Annotated in this window: 20 protein-coding genes; 6 read left to right on the top strand and 14 right to left on the bottom strand. The window is 72.6% G+C overall.

What is annotated here, in order from left to right:
* Positions 1–45: 45 nt before the first annotated feature.
* The 5 genes from AB0I21_RS39965 to AB0I21_RS39945 form a co-directional block, all read right to left on the bottom strand.
* Positions 46–864: a hypothetical protein gene (locus AB0I21_RS39965; protein WP_360568895.1), complete on the bottom strand. Its 819-nt coding sequence runs from the start codon at positions 862–864 to the stop codon at positions 46–48.
* Between the two features lie 3 nt (positions 865–867).
* The gene (locus AB0I21_RS39960) at positions 868–3330 is read right to left on the bottom strand and encodes a hypothetical protein (RefSeq protein ID WP_360568894.1); all 2463 of its coding nucleotides are present in this window, start codon (positions 3328–3330) and stop codon (positions 868–870) included.
* 85 nt (positions 3331–3415) lie between these two features.
* Positions 3416–3601 (bottom strand): hypothetical protein, encoded by a 186-nt coding sequence (locus AB0I21_RS39955; RefSeq protein WP_360568893.1) that lies wholly within the window; start codon positions 3599–3601, stop codon positions 3416–3418.
* Positions 3602–4258: 657 nt separating this feature from the next.
* A complete protein-coding gene (locus AB0I21_RS39950; protein ID WP_360568892.1) occupies positions 4259–5548 on the bottom strand; it encodes an ABC transporter substrate-binding protein in 1290 nt (429 codons plus the stop codon).
* A gap of 20 nt (positions 5549–5568) precedes the next feature.
* On the bottom strand, positions 5569–7131 hold the full coding sequence (locus AB0I21_RS39945; protein ID WP_360568891.1) for a methyl-accepting chemotaxis protein: 1563 nt from the start codon (positions 7129–7131) through the stop codon (positions 5569–5571).
* Positions 7132–7344: 213 nt separating this feature from the next.
* On the opposite strand from AB0I21_RS39945, the gene AB0I21_RS39940 reads away from it, so the two are divergent.
* On the top strand, positions 7345–7923 hold the full coding sequence (locus AB0I21_RS39940; protein WP_360568890.1) for a hypothetical protein: 579 nt from the start codon (positions 7345–7347) through the stop codon (positions 7921–7923).
* A 2-nt stretch (positions 7924–7925) separates the two neighbouring features.
* On the opposite strand, the gene AB0I21_RS39935 is transcribed toward AB0I21_RS39940, so the two are convergent.
* Positions 7926–8876, bottom strand: a complete 951-nt coding sequence (locus tag AB0I21_RS39935; RefSeq protein ID WP_360568889.1) for a hypothetical protein — start codon at positions 8874–8876, stop codon at positions 7926–7928.
* A gap of 30 nt (positions 8877–8906) precedes the next feature.
* Positions 8907–9782 (bottom strand): M23 family metallopeptidase, encoded by an 876-nt coding sequence (locus AB0I21_RS39930; RefSeq protein WP_360568888.1) that lies wholly within the window; start codon positions 9780–9782, stop codon positions 8907–8909.
* Between the two features lie 112 nt (positions 9783–9894).
* On the opposite strand from AB0I21_RS39930, the gene AB0I21_RS39925 reads away from it, so the two are divergent.
* Together AB0I21_RS39925 and AB0I21_RS39920 are read left to right on the top strand one after the other, a co-directional pair.
* Positions 9895–10215, top strand: coding sequence for a hypothetical protein (locus AB0I21_RS39925; protein WP_360568887.1), 321 nt, complete (start codon positions 9895–9897; stop codon positions 10213–10215).
* 43 nt (positions 10216–10258) lie between these two features.
* Positions 10259–10795 carry an N-acetyltransferase gene (locus AB0I21_RS39920; protein ID WP_360568886.1) on the top strand — a complete coding sequence of 179 codons (537 nt, stop codon included), beginning with the start codon at positions 10259–10261 and terminating at the stop codon, positions 10793–10795.
* Positions 10796–10800: 5 nt separating this feature from the next.
* Here the strand turns inward: AB0I21_RS39920 and AB0I21_RS39915 are convergent, their stop codons facing one another.
* Positions 10801–11151 carry a cytoplasmic protein gene (locus AB0I21_RS39915; RefSeq protein ID WP_360568885.1) on the bottom strand — a complete coding sequence of 117 codons (351 nt, stop codon included), beginning with the start codon at positions 11149–11151 and terminating at the stop codon, positions 10801–10803.
* 23 nt (positions 11152–11174) lie between these two features.
* Between AB0I21_RS39915 and AB0I21_RS39910 the strand changes: the two genes are divergently transcribed.
* On the top strand, positions 11175–11786 hold the full coding sequence (locus AB0I21_RS39910) for a helix-turn-helix domain-containing protein (protein ID WP_360568884.1): 612 nt from the start codon (positions 11175–11177) through the stop codon (positions 11784–11786).
* Between the two features lie 179 nt (positions 11787–11965).
* On the opposite strand, the gene AB0I21_RS39905 is transcribed toward AB0I21_RS39910, so the two are convergent.
* Genes AB0I21_RS39905 through AB0I21_RS39880 form a run of 6 tightly spaced genes read right to left on the bottom strand, consistent with a single transcriptional unit; the run spans position 11966 to position 18819 of the window.
* Entirely contained in the window at positions 11966–12646 is a 681-nt protein-coding gene (locus AB0I21_RS39905; protein ID WP_360568883.1) for a 2-phosphosulfolactate phosphatase, read from the bottom strand.
* A complete protein-coding gene (locus AB0I21_RS39900) occupies positions 12643–13101 on the bottom strand; it encodes an NUDIX domain-containing protein (protein ID WP_360568882.1) in 459 nt (152 codons plus the stop codon). The genes AB0I21_RS39905 and AB0I21_RS39900 overlap by 4 nt, the downstream gene beginning before the upstream one ends.
* Before the next feature lie 58 nt (positions 13102–13159).
* On the bottom strand, positions 13160–14587 hold the full coding sequence (locus AB0I21_RS39895) for a glycoside hydrolase family 43 protein (RefSeq protein WP_360568881.1): 1428 nt from the start codon (positions 14585–14587) through the stop codon (positions 13160–13162).
* A 7-nt stretch (positions 14588–14594) separates the two neighbouring features.
* The gene (locus AB0I21_RS39890; protein WP_360568880.1) at positions 14595–15986 is read right to left on the bottom strand and encodes a family 43 glycosylhydrolase; all 1392 of its coding nucleotides are present in this window, start codon (positions 15984–15986) and stop codon (positions 14595–14597) included.
* Positions 15983–17437 carry a family 43 glycosylhydrolase gene (locus tag AB0I21_RS39885; RefSeq protein ID WP_360568879.1) on the bottom strand — a complete coding sequence of 485 codons (1455 nt, stop codon included), beginning with the start codon at positions 17435–17437 and terminating at the stop codon, positions 15983–15985. The genes AB0I21_RS39890 and AB0I21_RS39885 overlap by 4 nt, the downstream gene beginning before the upstream one ends.
* Positions 17434–18819, bottom strand: coding sequence for a glycoside hydrolase family 43 protein (locus tag AB0I21_RS39880; protein ID WP_360568878.1), 1386 nt, complete (start codon positions 18817–18819; stop codon positions 17434–17436). Before AB0I21_RS39880 ends, AB0I21_RS39885 begins: the two co-directional genes overlap by 4 nt.
* 240 nt (positions 18820–19059) lie before the next feature.
* Here AB0I21_RS39880 and AB0I21_RS39875 point away from each other — a divergent pair, with 240 nt between their 5' ends.
* On the top strand, positions 19060–19566 hold the full coding sequence (locus tag AB0I21_RS39875) for a SigE family RNA polymerase sigma factor (protein WP_360568877.1): 507 nt from the start codon (positions 19060–19062) through the stop codon (positions 19564–19566).
* On the top strand, positions 19563–20966 hold the full coding sequence (locus AB0I21_RS39870) for a hypothetical protein (RefSeq protein WP_360568876.1): 1404 nt from the start codon (positions 19563–19565) through the stop codon (positions 20964–20966). Before AB0I21_RS39875 ends, AB0I21_RS39870 begins: the two co-directional genes overlap by 4 nt.
* Positions 20967–21138: the final 172 nt, after the last annotated feature.

Raw genomic sequence — 21138 nt, 5'->3', positions numbered from 1 at the left:
GCCCTGTCCTCCGTGGACAGGGCCGCGCCGGCGCCTCGGGCGGCCCTACGAGTTCTGGAAGACCGACTCGTACGGGCGGTGCGGGCACGCGGTACAGGTGAACAGGTAGATGCTGCCGACGTCGCCGAGCATCAGGCCCGACGGCTCGCGGAGGCGGGACCCGGCCGGCAGCCAGCGCTCCCCGCCCGGGTCGCACTCCAAGCTCGCCACCGTCGCCAGATGCTCCATCGTGGTGCCGCACGCCGGGCAGGCCGGCCAATCCGGCAGCTGGCACCAGCTGGGGTAGCCTCCCAGCTTCGTGCCGGGGGCGACGGACAGCTCCGCGTCGAAGTCGTACGGGGTCGCCGACCGGACGGCGTAGTACAGGTCGCGGGGCAGGTCCCAGCTCGGGTACTCGAGAACGGGCTCCGGGCTGACGGTGCACGGGGCCGGCACCGTGGTGCGGGGGCTGGCGTGGTGCGGCGCGGGGATCGCCGCCGGCTGGTGGAATCCCGCGCTGTCGCGCCAGTCGAGGCGCGGGATCGGCGCGCTGTACGGGTTGTGGTCGAACGGGCACCAGGTGACCTGCAGCAGGTCCGTCCCCGGCGGGTACGGCAGCTGCGGCGCGTCGCGGGCGTACACCTGCAGGACCGGGACGAACGGTACGGGCTCCCGCGGGGCGTCGTCGAAGGTGTGGTCCCACCGGCCCGGGTGGCAGTACGGCCAGGGCTCGCCAAGTGGCCACGCGAGCGGGCCGCCGAGCGAGCTGTCGGCGACGGTCGGCGTTCCGGGGCGCGGGTGCAGGCGGACCGTCTGCCGCGCGTACGCCGCGAGGGCAGGCACCAGCGCCGTGACGTCGACGGGTGGCGGCGGGGTGGTCGGCACCGGTCACTCCAGCCAGGGTTGGAACTCGTAGGGCGGCGGAGACGGCTCGCTCCACGCGGACGCGAGGCGGGCGGTGTCGGGGCCGGACTCCCACAGCGCCGCGGGGTCCAGCGGCATCGCGGCGTTGAGCAGGTGGAGCAGCCGGCCCTTCGGCAGCGCCGCGATGGCGTCCGATGCCGAACGAGCGGCCGCCGCGCTCAGGCCCGTCACCTCCAGGTACGAGGGCGGCACGGTGATGTCGTCGGAGACGGCGCAGTACGTCGCCCCGGTGAGCAGGACCGTCGCCGGCTCGACGGCGAGGTCGGGGAACGACGCGGCCCACTCCGGGCGCCAGGTGACCGGCCCGCGCTCGGCGAGCAGGTCGACGAACCGGCGCACCGTGCCGGCGGTGCCCCAGCCGCCGAGCGGGGTCCGCTCCACCACCCGCACGTCGGGGCGGTCAGGGACCGTGCCGTGGACGATGAGCCGCCAGCAGGAGCGGTCGAACCCGCCGCCGATGCTCTCCGCGGCGACGGCCCTCATGCCGAGCCGGGCCGCCTGCTCGCCGTTGAGCTGGCCGTCGGCGACGACGGTGAGCACCGACAGGCCGGCGGACCCGTCGGCGAGGCCGGCGTCGGCGAGCGCGGTCAGCAGCGCCGCGAGGACCTCCCGCTCAGGCGGTGGGGTCGTCGGCATGGCCGCGCGCAGCGCCACGGCGCCGAGGCCCGCCAGCACGCGGGTCCAGCCGGCCACGCCGGCGTACGGGCGCGGCCGCTCGCCCTCCAGCGCCGCCGGCAGGGCGTCGAGGAACGCCATCAGCTTGTACTCGGGGACCGTCGAAGTCCTCGAACCGCGGCGGTGCTCGCTGAACCGGGAAGCGTAGGTGAGGCCGGACAGGGCGTCGGCGATGGTGATGTCATCGGCCGTCGCCGGGACCGGTGGGCGGGCCGGCTCGTGCCGCAGCGCGCGGTACTGCTCGACGGTCGCGGCGAGGGTGGCGGCGATGGCGGCCTGCCGTCCGACCGCGGCGGCCAGGACGGGTTCGGTGACGGCGGTGACCGGTTCGCCGGTCCGCAGCGCCGCCGAGCCGCCCGGGTCGCGCGGGCGCAGCAGGTCCCACCAGCCGGCCGGCGGCAGCCCTTCCGGCTTGGCAGGCCCGTACGCGGGGGTGCCGGTCGCCGGATCCCAGACCGTGACGGCGCCGAACTGGTCGACCGTCACCAGCCGGTCGCCGCCGCCGGGCAGGGCGAGCACACCCATGATGGTCGCCGTTCGCACCGTTGGCGGCAGCGGCAGCTGACGCCCGTCCACCGAACGGACAACCGCGCCGGCGGCGGCGTCGACGACGTCCCAGCCGGTCATGCCGTCCGCGGCGCCGAACACCGCGGGCGCGTCCGGCCACAGGTCGCGGCGCCAGCGGAGGCGGACCGGCCCCGCGTCGGGCACCGGCTCGAACCGGCCGCCGGGGACGATGTCCTCGGACACCGGCAGGCGGGTCATCGGGCCGAGCACCAGCCCGCCCAGGTCTGCGTCGAACTCGACGCCCGGGGTGTCGGCCCAGTACCCGCGTTCGCCGCCGTCCTGTTGCCAGCTGACGAGCAGGCGTCCGTCGTGGAGGGTGCAGCGCGGCGGGAACTGCCCCTCGATGCCGTCGACGGCTGGCACCGCGAGCTCGTGGCGGGCGACGACGCCCGACGGGCCGAGCACGACCGCCGTGCCGGCGTCGTGGATCGCGAGCAGCGGCCATTCCTGGTCGGTCCGCATGGTCCCGGCGTCGAGCGCGGCGCACGCCTGCTCGTACGGCGGCCACACCAGCTCCTCGGGGAGCCCGCACCGTAACGTCCGCGCCAGCGCGGCCGGCGCGTCCAGGGCGGCGATCCGCTCCAGGAACGGCTTGAACGCGGCGTAGCCGGCCGGGCTCCGCAGCGTGCCCAGCCGGTACATGATGCGCTGCACCTCACCGAGCGGCGCGGCGCCGAGCGAAGCGGTGAGCGCGTCGACCTCGGCCGTGAGCGCCGCGGCGACACCGGGGACCGACAGCGCCCGCGCCAGGAGGTTCGGGTGGATCGGGAACCCGCCGACGTCCGCGCCGAACCGGTGGTCGCCGAGCAGCCAGAGGCAGGTCTGCCGAAACTTGGCCTCGAACACCGGGTGCGTGCCGAGGCTGAGCAGCGGCCGCCGGCCGGGCCCGTCGTCGGCGAACCAGTCCGACAGCTCGATCTGCCGCGGCTCGTCCAGCTCGAACGGGATGCCTTCGGCCGCGAACAGGTCGTACACGTCGAGCTCGCTGAAGAACGAGGAGCCTGACGGATTGGTCACGGCGACCCCGTCGCCCCGCAACCGGTCGGCGAGCCGCGCCACGAGCTCCAGCAGCGGCGCCGACCGCGACATCCCGTGTTCGGCCCGCCAGCTCAGCCGGCGGCTCAGCAGGCGCGCCGGCTCACCCGGAGCGGTCGCCCGGAGCCGCAGTTCGATCTTGTCGAGCACCACAGCACGATAGCCGCCCCACCGCGGTGGGGGTGGCACTACCGGGAACAGGCCGGGCAACCGGATCGAGGTCGGTCGCTGGGAGTCATAGCGGGCAGCAGCGCACGCTGCGCCGCGAGGTGTACGTGACCGGCTTCTCGCAGGGCGGCAGCGCCGCGACGGCGCTCGGCCAGGTGCTGGAGCGCGGCGGCGACGGCTGGTTCCGCCTCGGGGCGCTGGCGCCGATCGCCGGCGCGTACGACTTCCGGCGGGTGGAGCTGCCGGCCCTCATCGGCGGGACGGTGGCGCCGCCGTACAACGTCGGCTACACCGCCTACCTGGTCGTGGAGTGGAACCGGCTGCACGGGCTGTACCAGCGACCCGAGGAGTTCTTCGCCGCACCGTACGCGGGGAAGGTCGAGGCCCTGTTCGACGGCGTGCACACCGGCGAGGACCTGGCGGCGACGCTGCCGGCACGCCCGAGGAGCTGTTCACCCCGCGGGGCCTGGCGGTGCTGCGGGCACCGTCGGGGCCGTTCGCGGACGCCCTGGCCGTGCACGACGCGTCCTGCGCCGCCATCCGCGCGCCCGCCCGGCTGCTCGTGGACCGCGCCGACGAGCAGGTGCCGGCCGCCAACAGCACCTACTGCGCCACCCGCCTGCGCGCCGGTACGGTCGTTGACGTCGGCACGCACCCTACAACGGCTCGGCGCACCTCGGCGCGAACATCGCCGGCACGGCCGCGGCCCTCGCCTGGTTCCGGCAGCTCGGCTGACATCGACCGACCACAGCCGCCAGGGGGCACGACCCCCGGGCGGCTGCGCAGGTCGGCCGTCTGCGCCTCTGTGCCTGCCCGCCGGTGCCTCGGGCGGGTGGCGCCGGCTGGGGGCAGCCGCCGAGCTTCGTGCCGGGGGCGACGGCGAGCTCGGCCACAGCGCCGCGGCGCCGGCTCAAACGGCCTTCCGTTTCGCCGCCGCGACGGCCTGCTGCCAGGCGGCGTCGGCAGTGATCTTCCCGGCGACGTACGCGTCGAGGGCCGCCTGCGTGGTCTCCGCGACCGGCCGGTGCCGCACCGCCACGTACATCGGCTGGATCTTCGTGGCGCCCTCGCCGAAGATCTTGCCGACCGGGGCGTTGCCGAAGTACGGATTGGTGATCGCCAGGAAGTCCGGGTCCTGCAGCGACTTCACGTCCGAGGGCAGGGCGCCGACCGCCTTGAAGGCGGCCACGTGGCTGGCCGGCGAGGTGAGGAACATCGCCAGCTCGGCGGCCTCCCGCGGGTGCTTGCTCTGCACGGGCACCGCGAGGAACGAGCCGCCCCAGTTGCCGCCGCCACCGGGGATCGCGGCCACGTCCCACTTGTCCTTGGTCTGCGGGCCGCCGCCGTCCTGGATGATGCCGAGCATCCAGCTGGGGCAGGCGGTCGTGGCGAAGGTGCCGTCGCGGAAACCGGCGTGCCAGGCGTCCGTCCACGTCTCGATCTTCGAGCTGAGCCCGGACGCGACCATGCTCGTCGCCTCCGCCCAGGCGGTCTTCACCGCCGGGCTGGTCTCGATGATGAGCTTGTCGTCGCGGTCGAAGTACGTGACGTTGTCGTTCGCCGCGGCGGCCTGGGACAGCGCGGCGGCGAGGATCTGGTCGGGCGAGTCGACGAACGCCGCGCCGGTGCCGGCCGCCTTGAACCGCAGGCCGGTCTGGCGGAACGCCTCCCAGGTCGGCCACAGCTTCGACACCGCGTCACGGTCCGTCGGCAGGCCCGCCTTGGCGAACAGGTCCTTGCGGTAACACATCGCGAGGCCGCCGATGTCCGTGCCGAGCGCGACGACCTTGCCGTTGTCGAGGGTGCCCTGCGCCCACTTCCACGGCAGGAAGTCGGCCTTCATGGCGTTCGCGCCGTACCTGGCGAGGTCCACGAAGCTGTCCGACTGTCCCTTGTAGAAGGGCGTGACGCCCTCCTCCATCGCGACGACGTCGCCGGCGCCGCTGCCCGCCGCGAGGTACACGTTGAGTTTCGGCCAGTAGACGTCGAGGTTCTCCACCACCCTGCTCTTGACGGTGATGTTCGGGTGGTCCTGCTCGTACTGCTTGAACAACTCGTCGTAGCCGAACTTGCCGAACGTGTCGACCGTCAGCGTGATCTTCCGGTCCGCCGCGGAGATGGCCTCGGTGCAGCCCGCGGAGGCCACCACGCCGAACACGGCCATCAGCAGCCCCAGCGCGCGCAGTCGTGAGTGTCGCATGTGGACGTTCCTCCCCCAGGTCAGATCCGGAATCGCGAAACCATCTGCTGCAGATCGCCCGCCAGGGAGGCGAGCTCGGCCGCGGAGTGCCGGTTGTGCGAGGACGACTCCGCCGAACGGCGGGCCGCGACGGTCATCGCCTCGATGTCGGCGGCGATCTCCGTGCTGCCGGTCGCCGCCTCGGAGATGTTCCGGCTCATCTCCAGGCTGGTCGCCGACTGTTCCTCCACCGCCGCGGAGATCGTCGCCTGGAAGTCGTTGACCTGCCCGATGATCGACGTGATGTCGGTGATCGCGGAGACCGCGGCCTCGCACTCGGTGCGGATCGACGTGACCTGCTTGGAGATCTGCTCGGTCGCCTGCGCGGTCTCCTGCGCGAGGTCCTTGACCTCACCGGCCACGACGGCGAAGCCGAGCCCCGCCTCGCCGGCCCGGGACGCCTCGATGGTGGCGTTGAGCGCCAGCAGGTTGGTCTGCTTGGCGATCGAGGTGATGATCTGCACGATCTGGGTGATCTGCTGACTGGTCTCGCCGAGGCGGTCCATCGTCTGGCTGGTGGACTCGGCGACGTCGGCCGCCCGCCCCGCCATCCGCGTGCCTTCGAGGCTGGTCGAGGCGATCTCCCGGATGGAGATGCTCATCTCCTCGGCGGCGGCGGCGATGGTACCGATGTTCTCCGACACCGACGAGGCGGTGGAGGTGGCCCGCTCGGCCTGGGCACTGACGTGCTCGGCGCCCACGTTGAGCTCATCGCTGCTGGTGCTGAGCCGGCCGGAGGTGCCGCCGAGCACCTCCGAGCTCTTCGCCAGCGCCGTCACCGTCTCGCGCAGGCTGCCCGTCGCGGTGTTCACCGACTCGGCCATGGCCTGCAGCTCCCGCGCGGACTGGTCCGGCACGCGCTGGGTCAGGTCGCCGCTCGCGACGGCCCTCAGTACCTCGGACACCCTCGCCAGCGACCGGGCGATCATGCGGGAGATGAACAGGCCGATCGCCAGCGCCGCCACCACCCCGACCGCGATGCCGGCGATCGCGATGTTCCGGGCCCGGCTGTAGGAACGCTCCGAGACGGCCTGCGCGGCGCGGGCATCGTCCTGCTGCGCCCGGACGACCTTCTCCAGCCCCGCGCCGAGCCTGATCGCGAGCGCCTCGAACGCCTCCGCGTCGCCCGGGACGACAGCGCCCGCCGGGGCGGGCGCGCCGAACACGAACGCGTCGCGGATCTGCCGGAACTGGCCCCACTGCGTGCCGAACTCGCTTGCCGCCGCCTTCGTCGCCGCGCTGGACGCACTGGACGCGAAGTCCGTGAGCGCCTGATCCATCACCTCGTCCGACGCGGTGACCGCCGCCTGCGTCCGCTTCGCGGCCCCCTCGCCCTGCGCGGCGTACGACCACAGGTTCTGGAACATCAGCGCCTGCGCCGCCCGGACCCGCTGCAGCGCCGCGTCGCTCACGCCCTGCCGCACCCGCAGTCCGTCCAGGTCGTCGCTGAGCTTCCCCATCTGCTGCACGGACAGCAGCCCGACCCCGGCCGCCGCCAACGCGACGACGAACAGGGCGGCCAGGATCCGTCCCAGGATGGACAAGCCCCGGCCGGGGCCGCCACCGCGCGGACGTACGTCCTCAACCGCACCTGCCATCTGTAACCCGCCTACACCAGACCGCCCGCCGATCGGGAACTGCCGCACTCCAGATCGGAGCGCCACGCCGCGATCTGAGCACTTCGACACACCCCGCCGTGGCCGCTCCGGTACGCGCGGTCGCCCCGGTGGCGCCGCGCGGGTCGGTACGCTGCGGCGGTGAGCGCTGTGTACCTGTGCGCGGGCGGCCGCCCCGGGATCTACCCGATGGAGCAGGACTCGGAGTACGACGCGGAGCAGGTGGTGGCCGTCGCCGACGGCGAGGTGCCGCTGCTGTGGCTCACCCTGTTCCGCGCGGACGACGTCAGCGCCGGCGACACACCGTGGGGGCCGGCCACCGCGCCGGTGGTGGGGCGCGAGCGCGGGACGACCAACCTGGCGGCGGCGGTCCCTACGCTCGACCGGATGTTCGGGCCGCCCGTGACGACCCACGCCGACCTGCTCCGCCAGGCGCTGCAGTGGTCGCCCGGCGGCTGGCTGACGATCGAGTGGTGGTGCGGCGACCGGCCGTGCCCGCCGGATCCCGCGGCGTTGAGGTCGGCGCTCGGCGCGTTCGACGATCCGGCCGCCGGGCCCGGGGCGCTGCTGGAGCTGTGCGGGCTCGACCCGGCGGACCTGCCCGCTCCCCGCGACCCCTCCACCCCGCTGCTGCCGCACCTGACGGCGCAGGCGGCCGGCCTGCGGCGGCTCCTCGGCCGTGCCTTCCACCAGCTGGTGCCGTGGGAGCAGCCGATCTGACGTCAGCTCTGCTGGTAGTTGACCGCGGCGAACCCGCACGGGGCGTGCAGGTGCAGGTAGTAGGCGCCTTCGCCGTATTCGTCGAAGTCGCCGCCGCGCAGCATGCCGATGTAGTCCATCGGCTCGCCGCAGCCGGGGCAGGCCGGGTGGTCGGCGTCCTGGATCCATTCGGGGTGGCCGCCGAGCGTCGAGCCCCCGTCGTTCCACGCGCTCGCCTGGAACGGGCTCTGCCGCTGCGGGCCCATGACCGGCAGCAGCGCCGGCGGGTCCTCCGGGCCGGCGTCGCGACCGATGAAGTCGGGGCGGGTGTTGCCCGTCCACCATGTGCTGCCGCCGTCGGGGGTGACGGCGCTGTACAGCGTCGTGTAGCAGGCGCAGAAGTGGCAGGTCCGGACGACGAGCCGGCCGGACCAGCCGGTGTGCGCCAAGGCGGCGCCGGTCTCCGCGAGGTCGGCGGCCGTCCACAGCGGCGACGCGCACCACGGGCAGGTGCCGCCGTCGGCCGCGGGCGTGGACGGGCGCAGGTGCCACTCGTAGGCGACGTCGCCGCACAGTGAGCGCCGGGTGCCGTCCGGGCCGACGGTCCAGCCGGCCTGCTCCGCGTACCGCAGCGGACCGAGGTGCAGTGCGTCCGACCCGGCCGGTGGGGCGGTCTCCCAGCGGCGCATCGCCTGCTCCGCGAGCGGATGGCCGGTGTGCGCGAGGACGAGCAGCAGGTTGTTGAGCTGGACGGGGATCTGCCCGCCGTCGACCCGCTCGACGACGCGGCTCACGACGTCGGCGCCGGCTCCCCGGTACAGCGTGGCGGGCCACAACACGTCGAGGTCGAGCATCAGGTGGTGGTGCGGCACCAGGCGTCGCGGGTCGGCGGCCGCGATCGCCGTCAGCTCCTCGGCCGCATCCTCGTCATCGTCGGCGGTCTTCCTGATCAGCTCCTCGATCACGCGCCGCATGCTACCGGGCGGTCAGATCGAGCAGCGGTCTCAGTCCCAGGCGTTCTGGTTGAGGAACCGGGCGAAGCCGCGCCACGAGTTGGGGCCCATCACGCCGTCGAGCGGGCCGGTGTACCCGTAGCCGGACGCGAGGTTCTGCACGGCGCGCCACGAGTTGGGTCCCATGACACCGTCGATGGGTCCCGTGTACCCGTAGCCGCGCATCGCCCGCTGCAGGGCGGAATACGTGGCGGTGCCGGGGACGCCGTCGATCGGGCCGGTGTAGCCGTTCGTGAGGCGCAGCCAGTTCTGCATCCGCTTGTAGCACGTCACGTCCGGCGTGCCGGTCGTCTCGGTGGCGGTCTTCGGCAGCGCGCCCGCCGGTGGGTGCTGCGCGACGTATTCGAGCGGGTTGATCCGGGTGCCGCCCGGGTCGATCATGTGCCAGTGCAGGTGCGGGCCGGTCGACGAGCCCGACCCGGGTGCGCCGACCGCGCCGCCGGACCGGCCGACGATCGCGCCGCGGGCCACCGGCGTGCCGTTCGCGAGCACGAACGCCGACAGGTGCAGGTATTGGCTCTTGTACCCGTCGGCGTGGGCGATCGTCACGGTGTGCCCGCCGGTGCCGTTGTTCGGGATGTTGGTGACGGTGCCGGCGCCGCAGGCGGGCAGCCCGGTGCCGACCGCCATGGCGAAGTCGATCCCGCCGAGCGAGCCGTTCGCCCGGTGCTGCGCCCAGGTCTGCGTGATGGTGTACCCGGCGAACGGGTTGTCGATCACCGGTGCCGCGTATGCGGTGCCGGGCAGGCCGAGGACCACGCCGCCGCCCGCCGCGAGCGCCGCACCGCGCAGCACGCCACGGCGGCTGAGCCCGCCGGCCGGCTGCTCGTCCGCGCCGCAGCAGGGTGACACCCTGGGCCGCATCATCCGATCCGCCTTCCCCCGTCGATGTGAGTCCGTCGAGGCTATCCACCCCGATCCACTGATATCAATGGATGCACGGAGATTTCATCTGCGGGCCATCGGATAGGGTGGGGCCGTGCCGATCCCGTCGCGTTGGCGCCTGCTCGATCACGACACCGACGCCGTCCTCGCCGGGTGCGACGACATCGACGGGCTGTTCACCGATCGCGTGTTTCCTGTGCGGCCGGTGTACGAGCGGTACACGCTGCTGGGCTGCACGCCGGAAGGCCCGCTGCGGGCCGCGGTCGACGGCACCGGCCCCGCGTGGCTCGGCGCGGAGGTCGCCCGTGCCCACCTGGTCCCCGGCTACGACCGCAAGGCCTGGACGGAGGCCAGAACCTTCGACGACCTGATCTCATGGCTCACCGACGACGGCGTCGAGGTCGAGCTGCGCTGAAAGCCGTTGGCACCGCGCGGCACGGGCCGCTACCTTGCCGCCCATGCCGATCCGCACCGAACAGCCCAGCGACCACGCCGCCGTCGGCGCACTGCACCGGGCCGCCTTCGGCGGCGAGCACGGCGGCGCGGTGGCCGACCTGGTGGACGCCCTCCGCCTCGACGACCCCGCCGCCCTCTCACTGGTCGCGGAGGAGGACGCCGAGATCGCGGGGCACGTCATGTTCAGCCGCTGCCTGCTGGACGCCCCGCGCCGCCTCGTCCCGGTGCAGTCGCTGAGCCCGCTCGGCGTCGCGCCGCACCGGCAGCGCCGCGGGATCGGCTCCGCCCTCATCCAGGCCGGCCTGCGCCAGCTCGACGAGCGCGGCGCCCCGCTGGTGTTCCTGGAGGGCGACCCGGCCTACTACTCCCGCGCCGGCTTCACCCCCGCGGGCGACCACGGCTTCCGCAAACCGTCCCTGCGCATCCCCGACCAGGGCTTCCAGGTCATTCGCCTGTCCGCCTACGAACCCTGGATGACCGGCACCTTCGTCTACTCAGCCACCTTCTGGGACCACGACTGCGTCGGGCGCCGCGAGTGACGCGGTCAGTGGCCGGCCGGGCCGAGCGGGGCCGGTCCGGAGGACGGGGTGGGGGCCGGCTCCTTCAGCTCGATGAAGACGGCGTGACTGTCGGTGGTGCCGATGTTTTCGCCGGTGTGCTCCTGGGCGCCGACCCAGCGGGCCTGGGCGGCGGTCAGCTCGATGTCGGCGTGGCGGTCGCCGCTGGAGACGCGGCGCCGGAAGGAGCTGAGCGTGACCATCACGCTGTCCGGGTGACTGTGCGGGTGGGTCCGGTCGCCCGGGCGGTCGCGGTACTGGAGCACCCGCACCCGCTCGTTCTCGAACAGGACGCTGTACAGATTCGGGTCGGTGACGACCGGGTCCTGACCGTTCATGGGATTACGGTACCATGATGGGCATGGCGGTACCATATGAGACGACGGGCAGAACGCAGCAGAAGTCCCGGACCCGGCAGGCCCTCGTCGACGCGACCCGCGAGCTGCTCGCGGACGGCTCGACCCCGCAGGTCGAGGACGCCGCCGAGCGGGCCGGGGTGTCGCGCACGACCGCGTACCGCTACTTCCCCAACCAGCGCTCGCTGCTCATGGCGGCCCACCCGCAGATCTCGCCGGACACGCTGCTCGGCCCCGACGCCCCGCACGAGCCCCGGGCACGGCTCGACGCGTTCATGGCCGCGTTCAGCCGGTACAACATGGACTGGGAGCCACAGCTGCGCACCTCGCTGCGGCTCTCACTCGACGAGACAGGCGCCGGCGGCAGCGGGGGCAGCGTCGGCCGGCCGGCGCTGCGGCAGGGCCGGGCGATCGGCTGGATCGAGGACGCCCTCGCCCCGCTGCGCGACACGCACCCCGACGTCGACCTCCACACGCTCGCCGTCGCCATCAGGTCCGCGACCGGCATCGAAACCCTCATCTGGCTGCTCGACATCGCCGGCCAGACCCACACCGAGGCCGCCGAGACCGTACGCCGGACCGCCCAGGCCCTCCTCGCCGCCGCCCTCTCCGACTGAGTCCCGCGCCTCTCGATGCGAGATCCTCGTCGCCCGCTGGGCGGCGGGCGATCTGACCGACCAGATCGCGCTCATCCGCTACCCCGCCGACGGCGTCCTGGAGTACGCGAGCAGCTCGTTCGCCACGTTGAAGCGCCGGCAGGCCGACCTGCTCGGCGACCCGACCGGCCGCGGGCTGCTCAGCAGGGCACGGCGGCGAGGGTGACGCGGTTGTCGCGGAGCTCGCCGACCATGGCGAACGCCGACCGGTCGACGTCGCAGCACAGCGGCAGGTCGCGGGTCAGGTCGACGCGTTCGTCAGCGGGGCGGGCCGCCGACCGGAGCGCCTGCTGGGCGGCGCCCTCCCTGATGCCGGCGACCAGTTCGGCCCGGTCAGCTGCGGACCCGGCCAACAAACGGTCCAAGTGGCGTCCGCAGGCCCAGTCCTCGGCGCTCCGCCCCGTGCACACGATCGTCCACGGCACGCCCGCGTGGTGCTCGGCGATCCAGCGCACGGTGGCGGCGGCGTTCACGGCGGAGGCCGCGAGCAGCGCCGCGGCATCCGGGTGGCGGACGAGGCCGCGGGTGCCGTTGGAGGTCGCCTGGATCAGGCTGCGGCCGCCGACGTCCGCTCCTGCCATGTCGAGCGGTGAGTTGCCGAGGTCGAAGTCGTCCGGCTTGAGCCCGCCGACCTCGCCGATGAGCAGCCGGTCGGGGTGCCGGTCGCGCAGCGCCCTGCCCTCCTCGGCCGACCCCACGCACACGATCTGCGCCGCTCCGCGCTCGAACGCCACCGCCGCCGTGGTGAACGCCCGGATCACGTCGATCACGACCACCACCCGGCCGGCGGGAACGTCGGCGTCGATGCCCACTACCGTCACGGGCCCGTCACCCAGCCACGCAGGGCGAGGGTCTCGCCGCGGGTGATGGCGGCCAGGGCCTCGGCGACGTAGTCGACGACGTCGGGCGGGAGGTCGGTGGGGTCGGCCCAGCGCAGCTCGCTGCACTTGCCGGGCTCGTTGATGACGGGGTCGCCGGTCCACCGGTCGACGGTGAAGAACATGTGGAAGTACTCCTGGTCGTCGGCGTCCTCGGGGGCGGTGTGCAGGAGCAGCGCCAGCCGGCAGCCGCCGGGGTCGGCCTCGATGCCCAGCTCCTCCCGCAGCTCCCGCACGAGCCCGGTGAGCGCGTCCTCGCCGCCGTCGAGGTGGCCGGCAGGCAGGCTCAGCTGCCCGTGCCGGAAGGTCGTCCCCGCCCGCCGCAGGAGCAGCAGCCGACCGTCGGCGCGCAGGATCCCGTACACGGCGGCAGCGATGCGGAAGCGTTCACCAGGCACCGGGCAACCCTACTGGCGGTGGCCGGCGCCCGTTGGCGGTGGGCGCCGGCCGCCGGTCTCAGGTGGTGATGCGGAAGGTGGCGTCGGCGCGGGCGGTGGCGGTGGTGATGGGGTCGATGCGCAGCAGGTAGTTGCTGTGCCGGAGGTACCGGTCGGGGAAGTTGTACGACTGGAAGGACGTCCACGACGCGTCGGCGAGGCCCGCGACCTGGCGGAAGGTGGCGTCGGCCGCGAAGGTGGTGGTGCCGTCGTTGGCGGCGAGGACGAAGTCGTAATTGTAGTGGCGCAGGTAGTAGCCGGGGAAGTTGACGGACTGGATGGAGACGGTGCCGGTGCCGGCCAGGCCGGGGACGAGGCGGAACTGGGCGTCCTGGGCGGGCGAGACCGAGGCGTCGATACGGACGTCGTAGTTGGCGTGCCGCACGTAGCGGTCCTGGAAGTTGTACGACTGGAGCCGGTTGATCGTGGTGGTGCTGGGCCAGCGGGACAGGACGCGGCTCTCCTCGGCGGCGGTGAGGTTGAGGATGGCGCCGTGGCGTTTCTTGGTGCCGCCCATGTTGTAGGAGCCGGACGCGGGCAGCTGGTAGGCGGCGGGGCTGGACGGGTTGCCGGTCAGCACCGGCATGTAGCCGCGGCCTGAGGCGTACTGGTCGAGGTAGAGCGCCCAGGAGTTGCCGGTGTTGAACTTGACCCACATGGGGCCCTCGACCTGGGAGCCGGTGAGGCCGATGCCGGAGAGGTTGCCCAGCGTGGTCCACGTGCCGAGGATCGAATTACTGCCCTCGATGGTGATCTGGCCGTCGCCGGACGTGCGGACGTAGCGGTAGTTGCCGACGCCGGCGGGGACCTCGACGATCTGGGTGTCGATGATCTCCTGTGCGCCGGGGCGGGTGATGTACGGCTGCGGCGTGGTGATCGTGCGGAAGTTCGAGGTACGGGCGTAGTAGATGCGGTGCTTGGTCGCGCCGTTCAGGGGCACGTTCGTGGCCCAGTAGAGGACGTAGTCGTTGGTGGCCGGGTTCCAGATCGCCTCGGGCGCCCAGGCGTTGCGGCCGTCGGGGATGGCGCCGGCGACGTTGAGCAGCCACGGCGCGGACCAGTTGACCAGGTCGGTGGACTCCCAGACGACGAGGTTGCGGCTGCCGTTGTTGATGGACGTCGGCCAGTCCTGGCCGCAGCCGATGCACAGGTCGGTGGCGATGATCCAGTACCGGTCCCCCGCCGGCGACCTGACCAATGCGGGGTCGCGCACCCCGCGGGTGCCGACGTTGGAGCTGAGCACGAGACCGCCGTTGTTGAGGTCGGTCCAGCGCAGGCCGTCCTTGCTGTGGGCGAGGTAGATCTGCTGGGCGGTCGACGACTCGCCGGTGAAGTGGGCCATCAGGTAGCCGGTGAACGGGTCCAGCGCGGCGGCGGGTTTCGGGAAGGCGAACAGCAGGCTCGCGGTGAACAGCACCGCGACCGCCCGTTGGAGGAATCTACGCATCGGAATCCTAAAGCGTCGGGGTGACTGGGCGGATGGTGCCGTCGGCGTTGAACGCCAGCGGGTCGATGGTGGTCTCGCGGTTGGTGCCGTTGCCGGCGGGCACGGCGAAGCGGTGGTAGGCGATGTACCAGGTGTCGGTGCCGGGCGCCTGCACGACGGAGTGGTGGCCGGTGCCCTTGACGCCGGCGTCGAGGCGCTTCTGCAGCACCACGCCGCGGTTCGTCCACGGGCCGAGCGGTGACGGCCCGGTCGCGTACGCCACCCGGTAGTCCTCGCTGCGGGTGTCGCTCTCCGACCACATGAAGTAGTAGGTGCCGTTGCGTTTGAACACGAACGACCCCTCGTTGTAGCCGGCCGGGGTGACGACCCGTACCTGTGCGGGGTCGAACGACGTCATGTCGGCGTTGAGCCGCACGGCGCGGGCGACGCCCTGCCCCCAGTACAGGTAGGACTGGCCGTCGGTGTCGGTGAACACCATCGGGTCGATCGCCTGCCCGCCGCTGAACTGGTCGCCGCGGACCAGGGGCCGGCCGAGGGCGTCGCGGAACGGGCCGGTCGGGGTGTCGGCGACCGCGACGCCGAGCTGCTTCGCCCCGGTGGCCGCGCCGCCGCTGAAGTACAGGTAGTAGCGGCCGTTGCGGGTGGCGACTGCGGGCGCCCACGCCGAGTTGTCGGCCCACGCCACGTCGGGGCCGAGGTCGAGGATCACGCCGTGGTCGGTCCAGTTCACCAGGTCGGTGGAGGAGAACGCCTTGTAGTAGGGGCTGCTCCAGCCGGCGTACCCGTCGGTGGTCGGGTACAGGTAGTAGCGGCCGTTGAAGACGGTGAGGTGCGGGTCGGCGAACAGGCCGGGGATCACCGGGCCTTTGTTCGTCTTGGGGGTCCACGGCGCCGTGACGCGGAACGAGCTGTCGGCCTTGAACGCGGCGGTGTCCTGGAACGGGTCGAGCCACAGCGCGAAGTCCCGGTGCCGGATGCGGCGGGACGGATAGTTGTAGGAGGTGAACGCGACCGACCCGGCCACGGAGCCGTCGACGGGGCAGAAGGTCGCGTCGGCGCGGAACGTGGGATCGCCGGTGTTCGCGTCGACCCGCAGCCGGAAGTCGCGGTGCCGCAGGAACAGCCCGCTCTTCGTCTGCAGCGAGTAGCACGCCGGGGAGGCGAGCCCGTTGACGACGGTGAACGTCGCGTCGGTCTTCGTCTGGGCGTCGCCGGCCGCCGACACAGGGTCGAGCTGGCCGAGGCCGCCGAGATGCCGCACGTACCGGCCGGGGTAGTTGACGGATTCGAGTGAGCGCGCGCCCGTAGGTACGGTCGGCGCGGCGAGAGCGGGTGTGCCCGGCAGTACCGCGGCCAGGACGGCGAGCACCGCGACCACCGGGAGGACGGCGCGCCTCACGCGACGAGCCGGAACGTCGCGTCGGCGCGGGCGGTGGCCGTACCGATCGGGTCGAGGCGCAGCAGGTAGTTGTAGTGGCGGATGTACCGGTCGGGGTGGCTGTAGGACTGGAACGACACCCCGGCGGCGTCGGCGAGGCCGGCCACCTGCCGGAAGGTCGCGTCGGCGGCGAACGCGGCGCTGCCGTCGTTGCGGACGAGCGAGAAGTCGTAGTTCGCGTGGCGCAGGAAGTAGCCGGGGAAGTTCGTCGACTCCAGCGAGACGTACCCGCTCGCGGAAGCCAGGCCCGGCACGATCCGCCACTGCGAGTCCGCGGCGGGGCTCACGTTGGGGTCGATGCGCACGTCGTAGTCGGCGTGCCGCACGTATCGGTCCGGGAAGTTGGACGACTGCAGCCGCCACGTCGTCACGGCGGGCCCGGCGGGCTCACCGGACGGCGGCGCGAGCACGGTCCCCGTGGCGACCGGGACGCCGAGGTTCGGGGTGCCGTCGGCGTTCCAGCTGATGCGCTGGATCCGGGTGGTACGGGTGGATCCGCAGCCGTCGGAGGCGGAGGCGTTGGCGTGGTAGACGATCCAGTCCTCGGTGCCGTCCGGGGACTTGAAGAACCCGTGGTGCGCCGGGCCGTAGACGCCGGCGGCGTCGTTGCGCTGGAAGATCGGCGTGGACTTCTTCACCCACGACGACGCCGACAGCACCGCACCGCCGGTGTACGTCAGCTGCCCGATCTTGTAGTCCGGCCCCTGGCAGGCGCTCGCGGAGTACGTGACGAACGTGCGGCCGTTGTGCTGGATCGCGACCGGACCCTCGTTCATCGGGGTGCCCTGCCGCTCCCAGTCCAGGATCGGCTCGGAGATGGCGGTACGGGCGCCGGTGACCGTCCACGGGTTGCTCATCGCGACGAGATAGATGTGCGGGTCGCTGTCGCGCCACAGTACGGTCGGCACGCCGGACCACATGAAGTAGAGCTGGTTGTTGATGGTGACGACGCTGCCGTCGATGCCCCACCAGTTGTTCGACCCGAAGACCATGCCCTTGTACGTGTACGGGCCCATCGGGTCGAGGCCGGCGCTCTCCAGGACGTGCACCCGCTGGCCCTCGATGTCGCCGTTGCCGGCCGAGTAGTAGATGTACCAGCGCTGCCCGTTGGGGCCGTTGAGCAGGTGGAACTCCGGCGCCCAGACGTTGCGGTCCCGGCCGGCGACGTGCGCGCTGAACACGGCCGTCGGGGTGGTCGTCTTCAGCTGCGCGATCGTGGGCGCCTTCCGCATCGTCAGCGGGCCGCTCCACGGCGTGGTCATCAGGTAGTAGTTGCCGTTGTACCAGGTCATGTACGGGTCGGGACCCGAGCTGTTCAGCGGGTTCGTGAACGCCGGGCCGGCCTCGGCCCGTACAGGAGCGGCGATCACAGCGAGAAGGACCGCCGCGACCAGCAGCAGCACGCGTCTCACGAGGTGACCTTGAAGGTCGCGTCCTGCCGGTCGGTGGCGCTCGACGACGCGCTCAGCGGGTCGATGCGCAGCACGTAGTTGGCGTGCCGCAGGTAGCGGTCCGGGAAGTTGTACGAGCGGAACGACGACCACGTCGAGTCGGCCAGCCCGGCGGTGCGGTGGAAGGTGGCGTCGGCGCGGAACGCGGCCGTGTTGTCGTTGGCGTCCAGGCGCAGCTCGTAGTTGTAGTGGCGCAGGTAGCGGGTCGGGTAGTTCACCGACTGGAAGGACACGCCCGCGCTGTCGGCGAGCCCGGGCACCAGCTTCCACAGCTGGTCCTGGTACGGGTCGAACGGGTACGGGTCGATGCGGGCGACGTTGTTGGCGTGCCGCACGTACCGGTCGGGGAAGTTCGACGACTTGAGCCGCACCCAGCCCGGCAGCCCCCAGCGGGTGACGGCCGCGTTGTACTCGGCGGTGGTGATGCCCGCGATCGAGCCGTGCTTGGCGTTCAGCGGCGGGGTGTAGTCGCGCTGGTTGAGCACCGTCCACGCGCCGCCGCCGACGTTGCTGGTCGACCAGGCGTAGTAGTCGTTGTTGACGGGGCTGAACGAGTCGCCCCACAGCCACCACCCGGAGCCGCTGTTGGCCTTCACCAGCATCGGCGCCTCCATGGCGTTGCCCTGCTTCAGCCCGGCGGTGTACGTGGTGTAGCTGCCGGGTGCGCCGGTGGACGAGCGGGCGCCGTAGGTGAGCCCGTTGGCGAGGTTCTTGTAGTACAGGTAGAACGTCGAGCCGTCCACGACGATGTCGCCGTCGAGCACGGAGAAGCCGGGGCTGAAGTACACCTGGTTGGCGCTGACGGTGCGGAAGTCCGACGTATAGTTGACCATGAACACGTCGCTGCCGTTGTTCGCGGAGTACACGATGCCGTACTGGCCACGCGAGGCGTCCCAGAAGGCGGTCGGCGCCCACGTGTGGGTCGCCAGGCCGTGCATCTTGATCCGCCGGTAGCCGGTGAAGCTGGTCAGGTCCGTCGAGTCCCACACGTGCAGGTACTGGTTGTTCTGCCCGAAGTCGGTGCCGTTGAGGTCGGTGGCCAGGATGACAAACGTGCCGTCCTGCTTGCGCAGGATGAACGGGTCGCGCAGGCCGAGCGTGCCGGCGGTCGGGGTGACGACCGGGTTGTTCTGGTTCAGCGGCGCCCAGTTGAGCCCGTCGGTGCTCACCGCGACGTGCAGCCCGTAGTTGGCGCCGCTCTGGTTCGGCGTCTCGGTGAAGTACACGAACACGTAGGCGCTGTTCGCCGCGAGCGCCGCCCGGGGCGTGGCGGCGACCCCGACCGCGGCGGCCGCGGCCGACAACCCGGTGAGCTGGACGAAGGTACGACGACGAAGGTGCACGATGGCAGACCTCTCTGCAGGGAAGTTTGTGAGCGCTCACATGGAGCGCCGCGGACAGCTGCCGCGCGACTGGCGGCGCGGGCGACCGATCACTGCGCATGACGACGAAGGGGTGTCACCGACGGCCGAGTGGCGGACGCCCGTCGATGCGCGACTTTCCGAGAATGTTAGCGATAACACTTCTACTGTCAAGAGTGACCGCGCTCAACCCGCCGGGGTACGGGAGGCGTCATACCCTGCATGAGCGAGCACGATGACGGCTTCCGGGCGTTCGTCACGGCGCAGTGGGGGCCGCTGACCCGCACCGCGTTCCTGCTGACCGGCGACCGCGGCGCCGCCGAGGATCTCGTGCAGTCGGTGCTGGAGAAGGCGCACCGGCGGTGGAGCCGGATCCTGCGTTCCGACGCCCCCGAGGTGTACGTGCGGCGGGCGATGGTCAACACCGCCATCTCGTGGCGCCGGCGGAAACGCTTCGCCGAGGTGCCGCTGCTACCGGCAGACGACACACCCGTGGACGACCAGTACGGCCGGGTCGACGACCGGCAACAGCTCCTCGCGGCGCTGCGCCGGCTGCCGCCGAGAACCCGGGCGATCCTCGTGCTGCGGTACTTCGAGGACCTGAGCGAGGCCGACATCGCCGCGGTGCTCGGCTGCTCGACCGGCTCGGTGAAGAGCCAGGCGTCCCGCGGGCTCGCCCGCCTCCGCGACCACGTCGCCCCCACCAGCCTGCAGGAGGACCCGGCATGACCGACCACGTCACGACAGCGCTGCACGATGCCCTGGCCGGCGAGGCGGCCAGGATGACCACGCCCGAGGACCCGTGGCCGCGCTTCGCGGCACGGGAGTCGGCGCACCGGCGGGTGCGGCGGCGCCGGACGGCCGCCGCGGTCGCGGGAGTCCTGGCGGTGCTGGTCGGTGTCCAGACCAACGTGGTCCCGCTGCCGGGCTGGATGCCGGCCGTCGCCGTCGCGGCCGCACCCTCCCGGCTGACCGCCGGGCCGACCCGGGGCAGCCTCGCCGGCGACACCGCCTGGCTGGACGGGCTGTGCCGCCAGATCCCGGGCATCACGGAGCCCGAGGGGCTGTGGGAGATCGCGGACCGTGGCGCGATCCGGATCGTGTTCGCCGGCGACGTCCCCGGGCACCGGCTCGCCCTCGCCCTGCTACCGGTGCGTCTCGGCCTGATCAGCGGCTGGACGATGGCCTGGTACGGCGGCCCGGCGGGCGCCGCACCCGACCGCATGACGTTCGACGGGACCCTGGACGCCCGCGAGCCGGTCGCGACGCTGTTCGACGGCTCGGTGACCGATGGCGGGTTCGCCCTGGTCGTCGGGCCGCCGGGGTCGGCGGTGACGATCAACGGCGGCGCCGTCTACACCGCCGAGGGCACCGTCGTCCGGCGGACGCTCGCCACGTCCACCGGCGCCGGCGGCGTCGCAGTGGTCGCGCTGCCGCCGGGGCGTGAGCCTGAGGTCGCCACGCAGGTCACCGTCGACGGCACGCCGTACTACGCCGGCCCGCTGAACGGCGGCTGGTCCGGCCGCACCGGCGAGATCGAGGACCCGACGCCGGAGATGCTCGACGCCGCCGCCCGCGGCGCCCGGGGCCCGGGCCTGGACAACCAGGTGTTCCTGACGTTCGCCGCCACGGCGCTGCGCCTCAGTCGCCTGCACCTGCAGGACGTGACGCTCAGGCTGCTGTGGACCGGCACGGTGAACGGCAAGGCCGCCGGCCTGCTGACCCTGCAACCATCCGGCGGCGGCGTCGTCGTGTGGGCCTTTCACGGCGACACCACCCTCCACCGCTTCGACCTGCGGCTGCTGGTGCCGGCAGACGGCGCCTTCGAGCGGCCGTACGCGTGGCGGCTGCGCGCCGAGGGCCGCGACAACGTGACCGACCGGGTGGTCGTGGTCGCCCCACCCGGCGCCGCGTCGGCCACCGTCACGTTCGGCGGTGGCGCGCCGGTGCCGGTGCCGCTGGACGCGTCCGGGTCGGGTGAGACGACCGTCCCGCCGGGCAGCCCGGCCGTCGTCACCGCCTACGCGGCCGGCGGTGAGGTGATGGCGACCACCCCGCTGCACGTCCTGGAGGACAGCGCGGACCAGCTGCCCGGCGACACCCCCGGCACCCGCGTCACCGGTTCCTGACACGGGTGCCCGCGTGGCTCAGCTCGTGGGGGTGGCGGTGGGCTTCGGGCCCCTGCCGCCGCCGCTCTCCCCGCCCTTGCCGTCGTGGTCGCCCTTGCCGGTCCTGGCGGTGAAGGTCTTGAGGTCGGCGCTCACCTCGTACATCACCTTCGCGCCGTCCTTCGTGCCGAAC

It is taken from the genome of Dactylosporangium sp. NPDC050588, from assembly GCF_040654975.1.
Taxonomy (GTDB): domain Bacteria; phylum Actinomycetota; class Actinomycetes; order Mycobacteriales; family Micromonosporaceae; genus Dactylosporangium; species Dactylosporangium maewongense.
Note: the sequence above shows the minus strand (reverse complement) of the source record. Positions and strands in the feature narration are given on the sequence as shown.